This window comes from Kribbella sp. VKM Ac-2568 (assembly GCF_004345365.1).
Taxonomy (GTDB): Bacteria; Actinomycetota; Actinomycetes; order Propionibacteriales; family Kribbellaceae; genus Kribbella; species Kribbella orskensis.
Genome location: NZ_SLVF01000009.1, coordinates 12,036 through 30,315 on the forward strand (window position 1 = coordinate 12,036; position 18,280 = coordinate 30,315).

The 18,280-nt window shown below is 68.8% G+C and carries 14 protein-coding genes; 6 read left to right on the plus strand and 8 right to left on the minus strand.

What is annotated here, in order from left to right:
* Window positions 1-79: 79 nt before the first annotated feature.
* On the minus strand, window positions 80-688 hold the full coding sequence (locus EV648_RS25525) for a dihydrofolate reductase family protein (protein WP_132296801.1): 609 nt from the start codon (window positions 686-688) through the stop codon (window positions 80-82).
* 83 nt (window positions 689-771) lie between these two features.
* Between EV648_RS25525 and EV648_RS25530 the strand changes: the two genes are divergently transcribed.
* Together EV648_RS25530 and EV648_RS25535 are read left to right on the plus strand one after the other, a co-directional pair.
* Window positions 772-1,353 (plus strand): transcriptional regulator, encoded by a 582-nt coding sequence (locus EV648_RS25530; protein WP_132296804.1) that lies wholly within the window; start codon window positions 772-774, stop codon window positions 1,351-1,353.
* On the plus strand, window positions 1,350-2,627 hold the full coding sequence (locus EV648_RS25535) for an MFS transporter (RefSeq protein ID WP_132296807.1): 1,278 nt from the start codon (window positions 1,350-1,352) through the stop codon (window positions 2,625-2,627). The genes EV648_RS25530 and EV648_RS25535 overlap by 4 nt, the downstream gene beginning before the upstream one ends.
* On the opposite strand, the gene EV648_RS25540 is transcribed toward EV648_RS25535, so the two are convergent.
* Window positions 2,567-3,199: a TetR/AcrR family transcriptional regulator gene (locus EV648_RS25540; protein WP_132296810.1), complete on the minus strand. Its 633-nt coding sequence runs from the start codon at window positions 3,197-3,199 to the stop codon at window positions 2,567-2,569. The genes EV648_RS25535 and EV648_RS25540 overlap by 61 nt on opposite strands.
* Before the next feature lie 115 nt (window positions 3,200-3,314).
* Here EV648_RS25540 and EV648_RS25545 point away from each other — a divergent pair, with 115 nt between their 5' ends.
* A complete protein-coding gene (locus EV648_RS25545) occupies window positions 3,315-3,908 on the plus strand; it encodes a TIGR03086 family metal-binding protein (protein ID WP_132296813.1) in 594 nt (197 codons plus the stop codon).
* The gene (locus EV648_RS25550) at window positions 3,905-4,759 is read left to right on the plus strand and encodes an alpha/beta hydrolase (protein WP_132296816.1); all 855 of its coding nucleotides are present in this window, start codon (window positions 3,905-3,907) and stop codon (window positions 4,757-4,759) included. Before EV648_RS25545 ends, EV648_RS25550 begins: the two co-directional genes overlap by 4 nt.
* Here the strand turns inward: EV648_RS25550 and EV648_RS25555 are convergent.
* On the minus strand, window positions 4,724-6,250 hold the full coding sequence (locus tag EV648_RS25555) for a UDP-N-acetylglucosamine 1-carboxyvinyltransferase (protein ID WP_132296819.1): 1,527 nt from the start codon (window positions 6,248-6,250) through the stop codon (window positions 4,724-4,726). The two genes, EV648_RS25550 and EV648_RS25555, sit on opposite strands and share 36 nt — an antisense overlap.
* Window positions 6,251-6,402: 152 nt before the next feature.
* Between EV648_RS25555 and EV648_RS25560 the strand changes: the two genes are divergently transcribed.
* A complete protein-coding gene (locus EV648_RS25560) occupies window positions 6,403-7,623 on the plus strand; it encodes a hypothetical protein (protein WP_132296822.1) in 1,221 nt (406 codons plus the stop codon).
* 19 nt (window positions 7,624-7,642) lie between these two features.
* Here the strand turns inward: EV648_RS25560 and EV648_RS25565 are convergent, their stop codons facing one another.
* The 5 genes from EV648_RS25565 to EV648_RS25585 form a co-directional block, all read right to left on the minus strand.
* Entirely contained in the window at window positions 7,643-7,921 is a 279-nt protein-coding gene (locus EV648_RS25565) for a YciI family protein (protein ID WP_132296825.1), read from the minus strand.
* A gap of 148 nt (window positions 7,922-8,069) precedes the next feature.
* Window positions 8,070-8,861 (minus strand): trans-aconitate 2-methyltransferase, encoded by a 792-nt coding sequence (locus tag EV648_RS25570; protein ID WP_132296828.1) that lies wholly within the window; start codon window positions 8,859-8,861, stop codon window positions 8,070-8,072.
* A 662-nt stretch (window positions 8,862-9,523) separates the two neighbouring features.
* Complete coding sequence (ppdK, locus tag EV648_RS25575; protein WP_241995636.1) at window positions 9,524-12,166, minus strand: pyruvate, phosphate dikinase; 2,643 nt, start codon at window positions 12,164-12,166, stop codon at window positions 9,524-9,526.
* A 355-nt stretch (window positions 12,167-12,521) separates the two neighbouring features.
* Window positions 12,522-14,489 (minus strand): VWA domain-containing protein, encoded by a 1,968-nt coding sequence (locus tag EV648_RS25580; protein WP_132296834.1) that lies wholly within the window; start codon window positions 14,487-14,489, stop codon window positions 12,522-12,524.
* 1 nt (window position 14,490) lies between these two features.
* On the minus strand, window positions 14,491-15,888 hold the full coding sequence (locus tag EV648_RS25585) for an ATP-binding protein (RefSeq protein ID WP_132296837.1): 1,398 nt from the start codon (window positions 15,886-15,888) through the stop codon (window positions 14,491-14,493).
* A gap of 918 nt (window positions 15,889-16,806) precedes the next feature.
* Between EV648_RS25585 and argG the strand changes: the two genes are divergently transcribed.
* Window positions 16,807-18,255 (plus strand): argininosuccinate synthase, encoded by a 1,449-nt coding sequence (gene argG, locus EV648_RS25590; protein WP_132296840.1) that lies wholly within the window; start codon window positions 16,807-16,809, stop codon window positions 18,253-18,255.
* Window positions 18,256-18,280 lie beyond the last annotated feature (25 nt).

An 18,280-nucleotide genomic window follows, 5' to 3' on the forward strand; every position in this document is an offset into this window, starting at 1 on the left:
GAGAACCAAACTTCGTACAGTGTACCCAGTTAGCCGATCCGTTCAAACCTCTGCCCTCAAGAGAGCCGGAAGGACAGGATCAGGCGGTGCAGTAGCGGAGCCAGACGACGCCGCCCTCGAAGGTCTCGCTGTTCGCGAGCCGCAGGTCCAGGCGATCGGCGAACGACCCATGCCACCGCGCAGCCGAGCCAACGACGACCGGATGCACGAGCAGGCTGACCTCGTCGATCAACCCCAGCTCCAGCAGTACTCCGACCAGCGCGCCGCCGCTGTCGACGCGGACGACCTGAGCGCCTCGCCGGCCGAGCAGCTCGAGGGCCTCGGCGAGGTCGACCCGGTCATAGCCGGTGACGATCTCCTGGATCTTGCTGTCGGGTTCCCGCGCCGGGGTCTGGTCGGAGTACAGCGCGATCACGTCCGACCAGTAGCCGAGCTCGCGCAGGATCTCCAGGGAGCGGACGCGGCGGCGGCTGTCCACCACCGCGAGCAGCGGACCGGCGGCGCGTGGACCCGGCCGCTCGGCGACACGGACCGCGCTCTCCTGGGCCAGGATCGTGTCCGCGCCGGCCAGCGTCACGTCCTCCTGCCACAGCGTCGCCATCGCGTAGAAGCGCGCTTGATCGGCCTCGAACCCGGTTGTCGCACCGTCGATCGAGACCGCCAGATGAGCCACCACATGAGGCCGCATATCCCCGAACCTAGAGATCACCGCCGACAGAAATCTTCCAGAGGACCCTTTGCAGAGGACTCTTGGCAAGTTACCGTGAGGCCATGGACCGACCGATGCGACGGATCGACGCGCGCAGCCTCCGCGGACTCGCTCATCCCCTGCGCATGCAGATCCTGGAGTTGCTGGAGCTCGACGGGCCGGCCACCTCGACCGGCCTGTCGGCGCGGCTCGGCGAGAGCACGGGCACGATCAGCTGGCACCTGCGGCTGCTCGCGGAGCACGGCTACATCGAGGAAGAGGTCGACCGCGGGACCAAGCGCGAGCGCTGGTGGAGGGTGCCGCAGGGGCAGACCGTGCTGAACCCGGCCGACTTCCGCGACGACCCCGAGACCAGCGGTGCGCTCAAGGTCTACCTACGGCATTTGGTAGAGCAGTACTTCGAGCGCGTGCGGCGGTATGTGGCTGAGGACTGGCCCGGCGAGTGGCAGCACGCGGCCGCACTCTCCGACTGGCGAGACCTCAAGCTCACCCCGGAGCAACTGATCGCACTCAACGACGACCTCACCGCCGTCATCGACCGCCACACCGAGCAGAACAAGACGGCCCTTGCGGAAAACACCGGCGACGAGCGGGCCATGCCTGTTGTGGTGCAGTTGCAGTCGTTCCCGCGGCGGCGGCAGTGAGTCTGCTGGTCCGGCACCGCGACTTCCGGTTGCTGTGGACGGGCGAGACGGTCAGCCGGTTCGGCAGTGCGGTGTCCACCGTCGCACTCCCGCTGATCGCCGTATCGGTGCTACAGGCAACAACCTTCGAGGTCGGCCTGCTGAGCGCCGCGGCCTGGCTGCCGTGGCTCGTCATCGGCCTGCCGGTCGGCGCCTGGGTCGACCGCCTGCCCCGCCGCCCGCTCATGCAGCTCGCCTCGGCGGCCTCTCTGCTCCTCTTCGCCACCATCCCCCTCGCAGCCGGAGCAGACCTGCTCACAATCCAACTATTACTGCCGATCGCGGTCCTGACAGGCATCGCGGCCGTGCTCTTCCAGACCGCCTACACCGCCTACCTCCCCACCCTCCTCGACCCACACGACCAGGCCGAAGGCAACGCAAAGCTCCACGGCAGCGCCTCCGCCGCGCAGATCGCCGGAGTCGGCTGCGGCGGCCTGATCGTCCAGCTGACCGGAGCCGTCAACGGCATGCTCGTCGACGCCTCGACCTTCCTCATCGCCCTGCTCTGCCTGACCCTGATCCGCCACCGCGAGCCAGCCATCCACACGGCGAACCACCCAGCCCTGGCCAAGGAGGTCCTCGCCGGACTTCGGCTGGTCGCCGGTGACGTCTGGCTCCGCACGCTGACAATCTTCGGCGGCGTCTCGAATCTCGCACTGATGGGCTACCAGTCGATCATCGTGGTCTTCCTGGTCCGCGAGGTCGGCGTCTCGGCGGGGGTGGTCGGCGCGATGATCGCCGTCGCCAGCAGCGGCGGAGTCGCCGGCGCTTTCGCAGCCCGCCGCGTCGCCGCCAGAGTCGGTACTGCGCGCGCCACCCTCCTGTTCGAGCTGATCCTCCCGACCGCGGCACTCCTGATTCCCCTGACCAGCAAGGGCGCAGGACTGACCCTCTACATGGTCGGCGGATTCTGCATCGGCGTCGGGGTGGTCGGCGGCAACACGATCAAGGCGACCTTCCACCAGTCCTACTGCCCACCCGAACTCCGCGGCCGACTCGCAGCGAGCGCGTCGTTCCTCAACTTCGGCACGATCCCCCTCGGCGCCGTCCTCGGCGGCACGCTGGGCGAAGTACTGGGCCTCCGTACGGCGCTGTGGATCACCACCGCGGGTGTTCCCCTGGCCGGTCTGATCCTGCTCTTCTCCCCGATCAGAGGAACGCGGGATCTACCCGATCACCACGGCAGCGCAGTACCGGCGGTGGCTGCCGCTTCGAGTCGGGCACGGATGGACTGACGCGCCTGGGCATAGACCCGGCCGTCGCCGTCCCGCAGGAGTGACGCCATGTTCGCGGAGTCGTAGAAGGCATTCAGCTCGAAGGCCAGCTGCACCGGATCGGCTGCGAGCTCGCCGCGATCGACCGCTTCGGTGATGGTCTGCTCGACGAGCTGGATCCACTCGCGGTTCACCTCGGCCAGGAAGTCGTGCACCGGGCCGCGGCGAGCGCCGTACTCGTGGGAGGCCTTGGCGAAGAAGCAGCCGCCCGGGAAGACGCGGCGCTTCGAGTACTCGAGCCAGCTCTCGCTCAACGCCCAGACCCGGCCGAGGCCGGGCTCGACCGCGAAGGCGGGCTCCACGACGGAGGTCGCGTAGATCCGCCGGGCCGCGCGGATGGTCGCCAGCTGCAGCTCCTCCTTGGAGCCGAAGTGCGCGAACAGGCCGCTTTTGCTGATCTCCAGCTCCTTGGCGAGCCGGCCGATCGACAGCCCTTCGAGGCCGTCCACCGAGGCGATGTCGACCGCCTTCCGCAGCACAGCCCGCCGCGTCTGGTCGCCCCGCACCAGCCGTCCGTCGACACGCGTCTCCACCGCCACCTCCTGTTCGGGTGATCTTAGTTCGGTTGACGGGAGCACAGACACGAACTAATAATACGATCGTTCGTATAGTTTCCATAGAGCTTCCACGCCGTCAGGAACGGACCTCATGACCTCAGTGCTGAGCGACCTCGATCCCCGCACCCTCGACCAGTCCGCCACGTCCCTCTGCCTGACCGCGGTCACCGCCGTCCGGCCGGACCAGCTCGATCTGCCCACGCCCTGTTCGGAGTGGAATCTGGGCGAGCTGATCGCTCACCTCGTCGCGGAGAACCGCGGCTTCGCGGCGAACGCGACCGGCGTGACCGATCGCGTCGCCTGGAAGCCCGGGCCGCCCGACGAGATCACGCTGGCGAAGTTCCCGGCCTCGGTCGACAAGGTCACCGCGGCCTTCGAGGAGTACGCCGTACTGGAGCGGCCGGTGGAGGTTCGGGAGTTCGGGGTGTTCCCCGGCCGGGTCGCCGTGGCGATGCACTTCGTCGACTATCTGGTGCACGCGTGGGACGTCGCGCGAGCGATCGGACGGCCCGACCCCATTCCCGACAAGCTGGCCGAAGCCGCCCTGCGATTGAGCCCGCTGTTCCCGGTCGAACGACCCGCGGGCGGCGCATTCGCGGCCGTAGTACCGGTGGATGCGGACGCTCCGGCGAGTGAGCGGCTGCTCGGGCTGGTCGGGCGCGACCCGAAGTGGAGCGCGCGATGATCCTCGAGGCGGTGCGAGCGAGCTTGAAGGTATTACCGCCGACCATCGCGGGGCGGGTCGCGTTCGAGCTTTGGCGGCGGCCGTTCAAGCGCGGCCAGGTGCGCGAGAGCGAACGCGAGGTCCACGAGGCAGCCACGGTCGAGGTGGTCGATGGAGTCGTCACCTACGCGTGGGGCGACGGCGCCCGGCCGGTCTTACTCGTGCATGGCTGGCGCTCCCGCGCATCCCGGTTCCACAAGTTCGTGACGCGCCTGGTCGAGCTCGGCTACAGCCCGGTCTCGTACGACGCACCCGGGCACGGCGACTCACCCGGCGCGGCCGGCACGATCCTCGACCACCAGCGGATCATCCGGGGCCTGCAGGACCGGCACGGACCGTTCGAGGGCGCGATCGCACACTCCCTCGGCGTGCCCTTCGTCCTGTACGCGATCCGCGAGGGTGTCTGCGTCGAGCGCGTGGTGACGATCAGCGGCCTCGCCGACTTCGGCTATCTCGCCGACGCCTTCTGCCGGGAGCTCGGACTCGGAGCCAAGGCGAACGCATCGCTGCGGCGCTCGATCGAGCGCCGGCTGTTCGACGGGGACGACGGGATCTGGACCAGGTACTCCGTGGCCGCCGGCGACGTCGACCTGCTGGCGATCCACAACGACGAGGACGACGTCGTGGATCCCACCCAGGCGCCGGTGCTGCTGGCGAAGTACGGGCCGCGGGCGCACTTCCTGCAGACCAACGGCCTCGGTCATCGCCGGATCATGACCGATCCGGAGGTGATCACCGAGGCCGTGGCCTTCGTTCAGGACTCGCTCGGCGTGGACTCAGATGTCGCGGAACGTCTCGATCTGGGCGCCTAGCGAGTTGAGCCGGGTGGCGAGTTCCTCGTAGCCGCGGTTGATCACGTAGACCGACCGCAGTACCGAGGTGCCCTTGGCCGCCATCATCGCGATCAGCGTGACCACCGCGGGCCGCAGCGCCGGCGGGCACATGATCTCGGCGCCGGACCAGTGCGTCGGGCCCTCGACCATCACCCGGTGCGGGTCGAGCAGCTTGACCCGGCCGCCGAGCTTGTTCAGGTCGGTCAGGTAGATCGCCCGGTTCTCGTAGACCCAGTCGTGGATCAGCGTCTGCCCGGTCGCCGACGCCGCGATCACCGCGAAGAACGGCAGGTTGTCGATGTTCAGGCCGGGGAACGGCATCGGGTGGATCTTGTCGATCGGCGCGTGCAGGTTGGACGGCCGGGTGGTCAGGTCGACCAGCCGGGTCCGGCCGTTCTCGGCCAGGTACTCGTCGGAGCGGCTGTAGTCCAGGCCCATCTCCTCGAGCAGCGCGAGCTCGATCTCGAGGAACTCCACCGGCGCGCGCCGGATGGTGATCTCGGAGCCGGTCACGATCGCGGCGGTGAGCAGGCTCATCGCCTCGATCGGGTCCTCCGACGGCGCGTAGTCGACGTCCACGTCGATCTCCGGCTTGCCGTGCACGGTCAGCGTGGTGCTGCCGACGCCGTCGATCTTCACGCCGAGGAGATCGAGGTAGAAGCAGAGGTCCTGGACCATGTAGTTCGAGCTGGCGTTGCGGATCACGGTGACGCCGTCGTGCCGGGCCGCGGCCATGATCGCGTTCTCGGTCACGGTGTCGCCGCGCTCGGTCAGCACGATCGGCTTGCCCGGCGTGACGGCCCGGTTCACCAGCGCGTGGTACTCGCCGCCGGTCGCCTTGATGTCCAGGCCGAACGGGCGCAGCGCGGACATGTGCGGCTCGACGGTCCGGGTGCCGAGGTCGCAGCCCCCGGCGTACGGGAGCTGGAAGGTGTCCTCGCGGTGCAGCAGCGGACCGAGGAACATGATGATGCTGCGGGTACGGCGGGCCGCCTCGGCGTCCATCGCGGCCAGGTTCAGGTGCTCCGGCGGCACGATCTCCAGGTCGCCGGCGTCGTTCAGCCAGGTGGTCCGGACGCCGATCGAGTTCAGCACCTCGAGCAGCCGGTTGACCTCTTCGATCCGGGCGACCTTGCGCAGCGTGGTCCGGCCCTTGTTCAGCAGCGAGGCGCACAGCAGCGCGACCCCGGCGTTCTTGCTGGACTTCACGTCGATCGATCCGGACAGCCGGCGTCCGCCCACCACACGGAGGTGGACCGGACCGCCACCGAGAGAGACAATTTCGGAGTCGAGTGCCTCGCCGATCCGGGCGAGCATCTCGAGAGTGAGGTTCTGATGACCCTTTTCGATCCGGTTAACCGCGCTCTGACTGGTGCCGAGCACATCGGCGAGCTGGGTCTGCGTCCAGCCACGGTGCTTACGGGCGTCCCGGATGAGATTGCCGATCCGGCTCAGGTAGTCGTCAGTCATGCGCCGCACGTTATCTCACATGTGAGATATCGCTTCATCGACCCGCCGCTCACAGCGTAGCCAATGTCACGCCGCACCGACCGGCCACCCCCGGTCACACTGCGGCCCCCTACAGTAGACGCCACCCTGCCCCGCCCGGAGAGGACCAGCAGATGCCCGACGACGTCGGCACCTCGTCAGGTGTGACCGAGTTCGAGGCGGAGTCCTGGCCGCTGGAGGCCGCGGCCGACGGCCTGGCCGCGGTCATCGACGGATTCCAGAACGGCGACACCCGGCCGCTGGTGATCGGCGACGGCGACCAGCCGGTGCTCGTGGTGCTGGCGGTCGCGGACCTGGCCGACTTCCGCGCCCGGATCGCCGACCTGCTCGGCAATCCGGTCGACGCGGGCTGGCTGCGGTACTACCTGCGCTCGAACTTCGACATGAGCTCCGAGACGCTGGTCGAGCAACTGGGGGTCGACACGGACCACGGGCTCTCCTCGCTCGCGAGTCAGGTGAACGTCGAGCAGGCCGCGGTACTGCTGCCCGACCATCTGCGCCGGACCGAGGCGGGCGGCAACCCGCTGATGCTGATCGGCGACGGGATGCTCGCCACGGCCGCGCTGATCGCGTTCCCGGCCTTCTCCGTGCTGCTCGCGATGGAGAACGAGGGCAAGACCGACGACGACTCCTGCGCGTACGACGAGGATGAGAAGCCGACCACTCCGCTGGAGGTGCTGGCCGAGCGGCTCGGGCCGATCTCCACCCAGCTCGTCGCACAGATCAACGCCGGCCGCGAGCCCGGGCTGCCGCGGTTCGACCTGCACTTCGAGGACGACCTGGTCGAGCACCTGCGCGATCTCGAGAAGCGCGCCCAGGCTGCTCCCGGCGGCGGCGCGTACGACGAGCTGAGCGATCTGCTGCACTCGTTCGACCAGATGCGCAGCGGGGAGCTCGAGGAAGAGGACGAGGAGCCCCACGAGGCGCCGTACATCGAGATGTCCGATCTGGCGGCCGCGCTGCCGCTGGTGCGGGACGCGTTCCGCGACGGCGCCGACGACCCGTACCTGATCGGCGTCGACGGGAGCCCGTTCGCCGGGCTGATCTCCTACGACCTGTACGAGATGCTGCAGCAGGTCTCGGTGGACCTGGACGGCACCGACGAAGCGCCGGTGCTGCCGCTCCCCCACCCGCTGTGGGAGAGCGGCCCGCAGGTGCGGACCTTCGAGGCAGCGCTCGAGGTCTGCGGCTCGGTGCTCGAGGACATCTCCAGAGGCGACGGGTCGATGCTGTTCGTGGCCGACGACCAGGGCGATGCCGAGATGGTGCTCGCGCCGCTGGTCTGGCTGTGGGCCTACGTCGACTTCCTCGACCTGGAGCCGACCGAGGTCTGACCTCGGGGCGTTGGGCCCCCTATACGGGCTTGACCGGAAAGAGCGGCTGCCACTCCTGCAGCGACGCGATCTCGTAGACGTCGGCCGGCGTGTAGGGGTCGTCGGCAAGGATCTCGCGCAGCTCGGCCTCGTCGGCGACGTCGTAGATCAGCAGCGCGCCGCTCTGGTCGGCGAAAGGCCCTGCGGTGAGGAGCTTCCCGGCCGCCCGCAACGTGGTCAGGTACTCCCGGTGGGCCGGGCGGACCTGCATCCGCCGGTCGGTGTCGGTGAAGGTCAACTGGAGTGCGAAGAGAGCCATGCCGTCGACCTTATAAGGGAGGCTCGCGGCTCGCGAGGAGAAGTTTGGTGCGGGAAGGGAGTCACGAGCCGCCACAGCGGCTGGTTCAGGTCAGACCCGAAAGTCGACGAGTGATCGCCCTTCCCGCTCGGATATCTTGACCACTCAATCAGCTGGATGCAAGAGGTTGGTTAAGGAGATTTGCTGCAGCCAGTTGAGTAAGGTAACGCTTCGTGATCGAGCCTCCCGCCGCGGCGATGAGAGCGCTGATACAGCCGTACAGTCCGTCACGAGCCTCAGCTGTCAAGGCCCGATGTCCCGAGTACGACGACAGCAGATCGAGGTACTCCGCGGTCGTGTAGCGCCGTTCCCACTCGTAACGGCGGAACTCCACCGGCCCGAACCGCCCGCTCGCGTCGAATTCCGCCGAGTCCGTCGGGATGGCGTCCGCCGGGAGCAGGCCCTCGCCGGGTGGGTCCGGGTTGAAGCGCTGGTAGCAGTCCTCGAAGTCGACGAACAACTGGTGGCTGCCGCCGGCGATGTGCTCGGTCGAGATCACCGCGAGCATCCCGCCCGGGCGCAGTGCGTCGGCTGCCTTCTGCACTCGAATGTCCGGGTCGATCCAGTGGAACGCCGTCGCCGAGAACACCAGGTCGAACTTCTCCGGCGGCAACTCCCAGCTCTCGAAGTCCGCTGTGATCACTTCCAGGTCCGGGAGCTTGGCTCGCGCGACCCGGGCCAGGTCCGGGCTCAGCTCGACCGCCTTGACGGACCAGCCGCGCTTGAGCATCGGGGCGGTCGCCTGGCCGGTGCCCGGGCCGATCTCCAGCACCCGCGGCCGGGTCGGATTCCCGAGCAGCCGGTCGAGGTCGTCGTACAACTTGTGGGGGTAGGTCGGCCGAACCCGGTCGTACAGTTCCGCGTCCTCGCCGAAGGTCTTGCGCAACTCCTGCCGGCTCATGGGGTGGACGCTAGTGCATGACGGCCTGAGAGCTCGATGAATTTGGTGCCGAACTGAGACGGGACCTCGGACACCAACGCGGCACCTCGGACACGAAACAGCCTGCCCCCCAACTCCCCGCGAGGTGTTCCAGGTCCCCGCAACTGCACGCCATCGGGGCTCGCTCGGCGATCGGCCTGCCCGATGACGGGTCGTTCGGCGGCTGGCACTTTGCAAGCCGCCAGCCGGCCAACAGCCAGCCAGCCCAAGCCCGAGTCCGTGCCCCCGGAATCGGCGGAAATCACCACGCACCTGGCGATACCCCCCCGGGGAGCCTGCCGCGTACCGAAGGGCAGTACGTAGTCGCCGAACAGACCGCCCCGGCCAGCAACCCACGCCTGAGGCCTCGGCGACTGCACCAGTACCGCCTGTCGCTCGGTACACCCCACCCCGAACACCACCCCGCACACCGACCTGGGCGCTGCGGTTCGTCCGCCGCTCGGGGACCCGGCGCCACGCGGCGAATCCCGCGGCCTCCCCCCGGAGCAACTCCACCCGATCCGGCTCAGACCTCCCCGCGGGATCCGCGTACCACCCGCGCTGATGCCAAGGGACGACCCTTCCGGCGTACAACCGCCCCGGCGCGATCGATGATCGGGCCGGGGCGGTCGGGACCTCGGGGGTCAGAGCAGGGTGGCCCGGCCGGCTTCCAGGCGCGCCACCGGGATCCGGAACGGCGAGCAGGAGACGTAATCCAGGCCCACCTCGTGGAAGAAGTGGATGCTGTCCGGGTCGCCGCCGTGTTCGCCGCAGATGCCGAGCTTGAGGTCGGGCTTGGCCGCGCGACCACGCTCGGCCCCGGTCCGGACCAACGCGCCGACGCCTTCCCGGTCGATCGACTCGAACGGCGAGACCGCGAAGATGCCCTTCTCCAGGTAGCGGGAGAAGAACGCGCCCTCGACGTCGTCTCGGCTGAAGCCCCAGGTGGTCTGGGTCAGGTCGTTGGTGCCGAAGGAGAAGAAGTCGGCCGCCTCGGCGATCTGATCCGCGATCACCGCGGCGCGCGGCAGCTCGATCATCGTCCCGATCGGCGTCTTCCACTCCACCCCGCCGGTGCCATCGGCCTCCGTCGATCGGTCGACCTCGGCGAGGACCGCGTCCACCTCGTCGCGGGCCAGCTGGAGTTCCTGGACGGCGCCGACCAGCGGAATCATGATCTCCGGGCGCGGATCCTTGCCCTGCTTGCGCAACTCGGCCGCCGCCGACGCGATCGCCCGGACCTGCATCGCGAACAAGCCCGGCACGACCAGGCCGAGCCGCACCCCGCGCAGACCGAGCATCGGGTTCTGCTCGTGCAGCCGCTCGACCGCGGCCAGCAAGGCCTTGTTGCGGCCCGGGTCCTCGCCCCGCTCCTCGGCGATCGCAACCTTGACCGCCAGCTCCTCCATCGACGGCAGGAACTCGTGCAGCGGCGGATCGATCAGCCGGATCGTCACCGGCAGCCCGTCCATCGCGGTCAGCAGCTCCAGGAAGTCCCCACGCTGCAAGGGTTCCAGCTCGGCCAGCGCGGCCTCGCGCTCCGCCGCGTCGTCGGCCAGGATCAGCCGCTCGACCGCTTCACGCCGCTCCCCCAGGAACATGTGCTCGGTCCGGCACAGACCGATGCCCTCGGCACCGAACCGACGAGCCCTGCTCGCGTCGTCGGCAGTGTCCGCATTCGTCCGTACGCCGAGCCGCCGGATCTCGTCGGCGTGGGTGATCAGTCGGTGCACCGCGGCCACCAGTTCGTCACCTGCATCGGGCGCCAGCGAGCCCTCGAAGTACTGCACCACCGGGGAGGGAACCACCGGGACCTCGCCGAGGAACACCTCGCCGGTGGTCCCGTCGATGGAGATCACGTCACCCGCGTTGATCGTCGTACCGTTGACGAGGATCTTGCCGGCGGCTACCTCGACGTCGAGCTCCTCGGCTCCGCAGACGCAGGTCTTTCCCATGCCCCGGGCAACTACCGCCGCGTGCGAGGTCTTGCCGCCGCGACTGGTCAGGATGCCCTGGGCGGCGATCATGCCGTGCAGGTCGTCCGGGTTCGTCTCGCGCCGGACCAGGATCACTTTCTCGCCGCGGTCGGCGGCCTCGACCGCGGCGGCGGAGGTGAAGACGACCTTGCCGGAGGCGGCGCCCGGGGAGGCCCCGATCGCCTTGGTGACCAGGTCCTTGTCCGCGTCGCTGTCGAACCGCGGGAACATCAGCTGGGCGAGCTGGGCGCCCTTGACCCGGCGCAGCGCCTCGTCGGTGTCGATCATGCCCTCGTCGATCAGGCTGGTCGCGATCCGGAAGGCGGCACCCGCGGTCCGCTTGCCGACGCGGGTCTGCAACATCCAGAGCTTGCCGCGCTCGACGGTGAACTCGATGTCGCACAGGTCGCGGTAGTGGCCTTCCAGCTTGGCCATGATCGCCATCAGGTCGTCGTACGACTTCTTGTCCAGCTGCTCCAGCTCGGCCAGCGGGACCGTGTTGCGGATGCCGGCGACGACGTCCTCACCCTGTGCGTTCTGCAGGTAGTCGCCGTACACGCCGGGCTGGCCGCTGGACGGGTCGCGGGTGAAGGCGACGCCGGTGCCGGAGTCCATACCGAGGTTGCCGAACACCATCGAGCAGATGTTCACCGCCGTGCCGAGGTCGGTGGCGATCCGCTCCTGGCGGCGGTAGAGGATGGCGCGCTCCGAGTTCCAGGAACCGAAGACCGCCTCGATCGCCAGGTCCATCTGCTCGCGCGGATCCTGCGGGAACTCGCGGCCGGTGTGATCCTGCACGGCGGCCTTGAAGGTCTTCACCAGCGCCTTGAGGTCGTCGGTGTCGAGGTCCAGGTCGTTCTTGGTGCCCTTGGCCTTCTTGGCCGCCTCGATCGCGCCCTCGAAGACCTCGCCATCCATGTCGAGCACGGTCTTGCCGAACATCTGGATCAGCCGGCGGTACGCGTCCCAGGCGAACCGGGGGTTGCCGGAGTGGTGCGCGAGGCCGTTCACGGAGTCGTCGTTCAGGCCGACGTTGAGCACCGTCTCCATCATGCCGGGCATCGACACGGCGGCGCCGGAGCGGACCGACACGAGCAGCGGGTCGTCCGCCTGGCCCAGCTTCTTGCCCATCTTCTGCTGCAGCGAGTCGACGTGATGGTCGATCTCGTCGGCCAGTTCGGGCGGCACCGAACCGGTCGCCAGGAACACCTTGCAAGCCTCGGCGGAGATGGTGAAACCAGGCGGCACGGGCAGGCCGAGATTGGTCATCTCGGCGAGATTTGCCCCTTTGCCGCCGAGCAACTCCTTCATGTCTTTGTTGCCTTCGGCGAAGTCGTAGACGAGTTTCGGCACGGTGACTCCCTGAGGATGTGGGCGGCGAGTGGTCGCTCTGTCCGGTCGCGGTGTGGTGACCGCTGGCCCGACGACTCCGATGGCGAGGGACGTCTTTTCAGGGTAAGCCCAAAAACCAGTCCAGTTGAACACTGGTCTCACGATGAGATGGTGACGCTGCCCACATGTCGATGGCCGGAAAACCCTTACCCCGTTGACAACCATGGACAATGGCAGGTTTTTCCGAGGAAACGCAAAGGCAGGGAGTACCCCACCTTCGAGATGGGTACTCCCTGCCGGATGAGCGCCCGTCAGCGCCCGGGACGGGCCTGCGTCAGAGCCTGCGGCGGGTTCTCAGGTAGTCGCCTACGACGGCTGCGCCGAGGCCGTCTGCGTCGGGGGCGAGCACCCGTCCGCCGCTGCGGCGGGCGAGCAGGTCGACGAAGGCGTTCAGTCGCGGATCGTCCCCGAGCCGGAACACCGTCAGGGATGCTCCGAGCTTGGCCAGCCGGTCCACCTCGGCGACGGTCTTGCGCAGTGTCGCCGGCCGCGGCGGGTAGTCGAACTCGGCCGTGCCATCCGGTTCGAGGTGAGCCGTCGGCTCCCCGTCGGTGACCATCAGGACCACCGGCTGGGCGTCCGGATGACGCCGCAGGTGCCGACCCGCAAGCAGCAACGCGTGGTGCGCGTTGGTGCCCTGCTCCCAGGTACCTTCCATGCCGATCAGCTGCGGCAGTTCCACCACCTCGGCGTACCGGCCGAAGGTGATGAGCTGCAGGGCATCGTTGCGGTAGCGGGTCGAGATCAGCTGGTGCAGGGCGAGCGCGGTCCGCTTCATCGGCAGCCAGCGACCCTCCTGGACCATCGACCATGAGGTGTCCACCAGCAGCGCCACCGCGGCCCGGGCCCGGTGCTCCGTCTCGGCGATCTCCACGTCGGCCACGTCGAGCTTCACCGAGCCACCTCGCCCAGCGCCCGCAGTACGCAGTACTGCGTTGCGAACCGTGCGCGACACGTCCCACGGCTGGGTGTCGCCGAACTGCCAGGCCCGGCTGGACCCGCTCAGCTCGCCGGCTGCTCCGGCCGAGGCTGCGTCGCGTTCACCGGACTGGCCGCGAGCCGTCCGGAGTACGTCGGCGAGCGCTGTCTGGCCTAGCTGGCGCAACGCCTTCGGGGACAGCTGCAGCGTGCCGTCGGGCGCACGCTCCAGCAGACCCTGGTCGCGCAACTGCCGTTCGAGCTCGGACAACCGCTTGGCGTCGACCGTCGCCTCGTCGCCGAGTTGGCGGGTGAGCGCGTCGAGGTCGATGTCCTCGAGCCTGGCACCCGGGTACGACTGGGCCAGCTGCTCGGCCAGCGCGTCCAGCTCCGCCAGATCGGACATGGCCCGCGCACCCTCGGCGAGGCCGAGCGGGTCGTCGCCACTCATCCGCTCGGACCCGGACCAATCCTCGCCCGGTCTGAGCCCCTGGAGCTGGGCATCCAGGTTGGCCAGCTGCTGGGACAGCTGCGGGTTGCCGAACGCCTGCTGCGAGAGCTGGGCCAGCTCGGCTCGCTGCTCCGCCGTCATCGAGTTGAGCATCCGCTGCGCGGCCGCCGCTCGCGCGGCCAGTACGTCGATCAGCTCGTCGACGTTGCGCGGGTTCTCCGGGAAGAACTCGCCGTGCTTCGCCATGAACTCGTTGAACAACTCGTCGATCTGCGGATGACCCTGCGCGTGGGCGGACAGCAGCGCGTTGAGGTCGGACAACATCTCGTTGATCCGCTCGATGTCCTCCGGCGTCGTGTTCTGCAGGGCCTCCTTCATGCCCTCGAAGCGCGACCCGAGCAGCTCCCGGCCGAGTGTCTCGCGGATCTCCTCGTACTTCTGCCGGGCCTCCTCGGACTGCCAGTCGTAGTTGGCCAGCTCCCGTACCGCGGCCGCCGTACCGGCGGGAAGCGCGTCGAGCTGCGCCTCCCGGAACCGGGCATCGTCGGACGGGTTCGGGAACAGCTCACGCCGCTCGGCCTCGAGTGCCTCGTCCAGCAGCCGCTGCACGTCCCGCAGCGTGCCGTCGAGGTTGTGGCGTCGCTGGATCTCGCGACGTCGCTCCCACAACCTGCGGGTCAGGTCGTCGAGGCCCTGGGTGTTGCGGGTGCCGCGCCGGAGCAACTCCTCCAGCGCGGACCTGGGTGACGACCCGGCCATCACGTCCCGGCCGAGCTCGTCCAGCGCGTCCCGCAGATCCACCGGCGGCGCCAGCGGATCCGGCCCTTCGTGCCACGGGCCGTAGAACCAGCCTTCGGGTATCGCGGCGGTCATGTCAGATCCCGTAGATCGTGGTGTCGTCGTCGGCGTCCTTGGCCAATCGCTTGGAGAGGTAGAGCGCCTCCAAGGCGAGCTCGACCGCGGCCGCGATCCTGCCTGGCGAGTCGTCCGGCTCGACGCCTGCGCGGGCTGCCACGTCGTGGAGGACGGGGAGCTCGGGAAGCGCCGAGAGTACGTCGCGGCCGGGGATCCGCTCGCCCGTGGTGACAAGGTGGCCGTTGGCAACGGCATCCGCGAGTGGGGTGAGGTCGAGCCCGGCGAACCGCTCGCGCGCGGTGTCGGCGACGGACCTGCGCAGGAGGTACTCGAGCAACTCGGTCTCGCGTCCCTCCTCCCCCGGCTCGAACTCGAGCTTGCCCCGCAGTACGGCGGGAACCGCGTCGAGGTCGACCGGCCGGGCGACGGCCGGCTCCTCACCGGTGATCGCGCTGCGGCGGAGCGCGGCGGCCGCGACCGTCTCGGCGGCGGCGACCGCGAACCGGGCCGAGACACCCGAGCGCTGGTCGATCGCGTTCGACTCGCGCAGGTGCCGGACGAACCGGGCGAGCACCTCGAGCAGTGGTTCGCCGACCTCGGCGGTGAGGTGGCTCTCCTGCCGGACGACGTCCACCTCGGCGTCGATGTCCAGCGGGTAGTGGGTCCGCACCTCGGCGCCGAAGCGGTCCTTCAGCGGGGTGATGATGCGGCCGCGGTTGGTGTAGTCCTCCGGGTTGGCCGTTGCCACCAGCAACACGTCGAGCGGCAGCCGGAGGGTGTACCCGCGGACCTGGATGTCGCGCTCCTCCATCACGTTGAGCAGCGCGACCTGGATCCGCTCGGCGAGGTCCGGCAGCTCGTTGATGGCGACGATGCCGCGGTGCGCCCGCGGTACCAGACCGAAGTGGATCGTCTCCGGGTCACCCAGGCTGCGCCCCTCGGCCACCTTCACCGGGTCGACGTCACCGATCAGGTCCCCGACGGAGGTGTCGGGCGTCGCGAGCTTCTCGGCGTACCGGAGGCTGCGGTGCAGCCAGGCGACCGGCAGATCGTCACCGAGCTCGGCCGCGCGGCGCTTCGACGCCGGCGTGATCGGCTCCAGCGGGTGCTCGGGCAACTCGGCGCCCTCGATCACCGGCGTCCACTCGTCGAGCAGGCCGACCAGGGTGCGCAGCAGGCGCGTCTTGCCCTGACCGCGCTCACCGAGCAGTACTACGTCATGCCCCGCGAGCAGGGCGCGTTCCAACTGAGGGATAACAGTGCGGGAGAACCCGACGATGCCGGGCCAGGGATCACGGCCGGCGCGCAACTCGGTCAACAGGTTGTCGCGGATCTCGGCCTTGATCGTGCGGGGAAGGAATCCGGCGGCGCGAAGCTCACCAGCCTTACGAGGAAGCTCAACAGGTGCACTAGTCACCCTGCTGACGTTAGCTCGCCCACCCCAACCCCCACACGCAATATCTCACCCCCTGTACTACGCCCCGCCCCGCCCGACAGCGGGACCTCGGACACCCCGCCGGGGGTTCGGACACCATGACGGGGGTTCGGACACGCCACGTCGAGTTCGGATATGTCGGGGGTTCGAACACTAGGCCGGGGGGTCGGACACTAGGCCGGGGGTTCGGACACTAGGCCGGGGGTTCGGACACCACGTCGGGTTCGGACATGTCGGGGGAGGTTCGGACACCACATCGGGGGTTCGGACACCACGTCGGGGGGTTCGGACACCACGTCGGGGGGTTCGGACACCACGTCGGGTTCGGACATGTCGGGGGAGGTTCGGACACCACGTCGGGGGGTTCGGACATGTCGGGGGGTTCGGACAGCGCGTCAGGGGTTCGGACACCACGTCGGGGGGTTCGGACATGTCGGGGGGTTCGGACAGCGCGTCAGGGGTTCGGACAGCAGGTCGGGGGTTCGGACACGACGTCGGGGGTTCGGACACCACATGACGTGTCCGAAGCCCCGACAACCTGTCCCAGGTCACCATCACCTGTCCGAGGTCACCACCACCTGTCCGCACCCGCGGCGCTAGGCCCCAGCACCAACCACCAACAGCCCGACCGCACAACCACCCGAAGGCTCCGGCAACCCCTGTCGCACAACCAACCGAAGGCTCCGCCGACCCCCGCCGCAACCGTCCGAAGGCTCCGCCGACCCCCGCCGCACAACCATCCGAAGGATCCGCGGACCCTTGCCGCACAACGAGCCGAACGCCAGGGCGACCGCCGCCGGCGACCTTAGCTGCTTCTGTCTTCCCAGGCCCCGGGGCACCCTGAGCCCCGACCGCCTGCGACGTTTTGCATAATCATTCAGGAGAGTGCATACTCTTCCTATGTCCAAGGTCCTTACTTCCCTTCCCATCGGTGAGCGGGTCGGTATCGCTTTCTCAGGCGGTCTCGATACTTCGGTGGCGGTCGCGTGGATGCGCGACAAGGGCGCCATCCCGTGCACCTACACGGCTGACATCGGCCAGTACGACGAGCCCGATATCGACTCGGTGCCGGGGCGCGCGGCGGCGTACGGGGCCGAGATCGCGCGGCTGGTCGACTGCCGCGCGGCGCTGGTCGAGGAAGGGCTGGCGGCGCTCGCCTGCGGTGCGTTCCACATCCGCTCGGGCGGTCGCGCCTACTTCAACACCACGCCCCTCGGCCGGGCGGTGACCGGCACCCTGCTGGTCCGGGCGATGCTCGACGACAACGTCCAGATCTGGGGCGACGGGTCGACCTTCAAGGGCAACGACATCGAGCGGTTCTACCGGTACGGTCTGCTCGCGAACCCGCAGCTGCGGATCTACAAGCCCTGGCTCGACGCGGACTTCGTCACCGAACTGGGCGGCCGGAAAGAGATGTCCGAGTGGCTGCTCGCTCACGAGCTGCCGTACCGGGACAGCACCGAGAAGGCCTACTCGACCGACGCCAACATCTGGGGCGCCACCCACGAGGCCAAGACACTGGAGCACCTCGACACCGGCATCGAGACCGTCGAACCGATCATGGGCGTCAAGTTCTGGGACCCGAACGTCGAGATCCTCACCGAGGACGTCACGATCGGCTTCGAGCAGGGCCGTCCGGTGACGATCAACGGCAAGGAGTTCGCCAGCGCGGTCGACCTGGTGATGGAGGCGAACGCGGTCGGCGGCCGGCACGGCATGGGCATGTCGGACCAGATCGAGAACCGGGTGATCGAGGCCAAGAGCCGCGGCATCTACGAGGCACCCGGGATGGCGCTGCTGCACGCGGCGTACGAACGGCTGGTCAACGCGGTCCACAACGAGGACACCGTCGCGAGCTACCACAACGAGGGCCGGCGGCTCGGCCGGCTGATGTACGAAGGTCGCTGGCTCGACCCGCAGGCCCTGATGGTGCGGGAGTCCCTGCAGCGCTGGGTCGGTACCGCGATCACCGGCGACGTGACGCTGCGGCTGCGGCGGGGTGAGGACTACTCGATCCTCGACACCTCCGGCCCGGCCTTCAGCTACCACCCGGACAAGTTGTCGATGGAGCGGACCGAGGACTCGGCATTCGGCCCGGTGGACCGGATCGGCCAGCTGACGATGCGGAACCTCGACATCGCCGACTCGCGCGCCAAGCTCGAGCAGTACGCCGGTCTGGGCATGATCGGCACGAACCACCCAGCGATCATCGGCGCGGCGCAGGCCGCCTCGACCGGCCTGATCGGCGCGATGCCGCAGGGCGGCGCCGAGGCGATCGCCTCCCGCGGCGACGTCTCCGACGACGACCAGATGCTCGACCGGGCCGCGATGGAGTTCGGCACCGACTGATCTCCACCACACAGGCACCTCCACA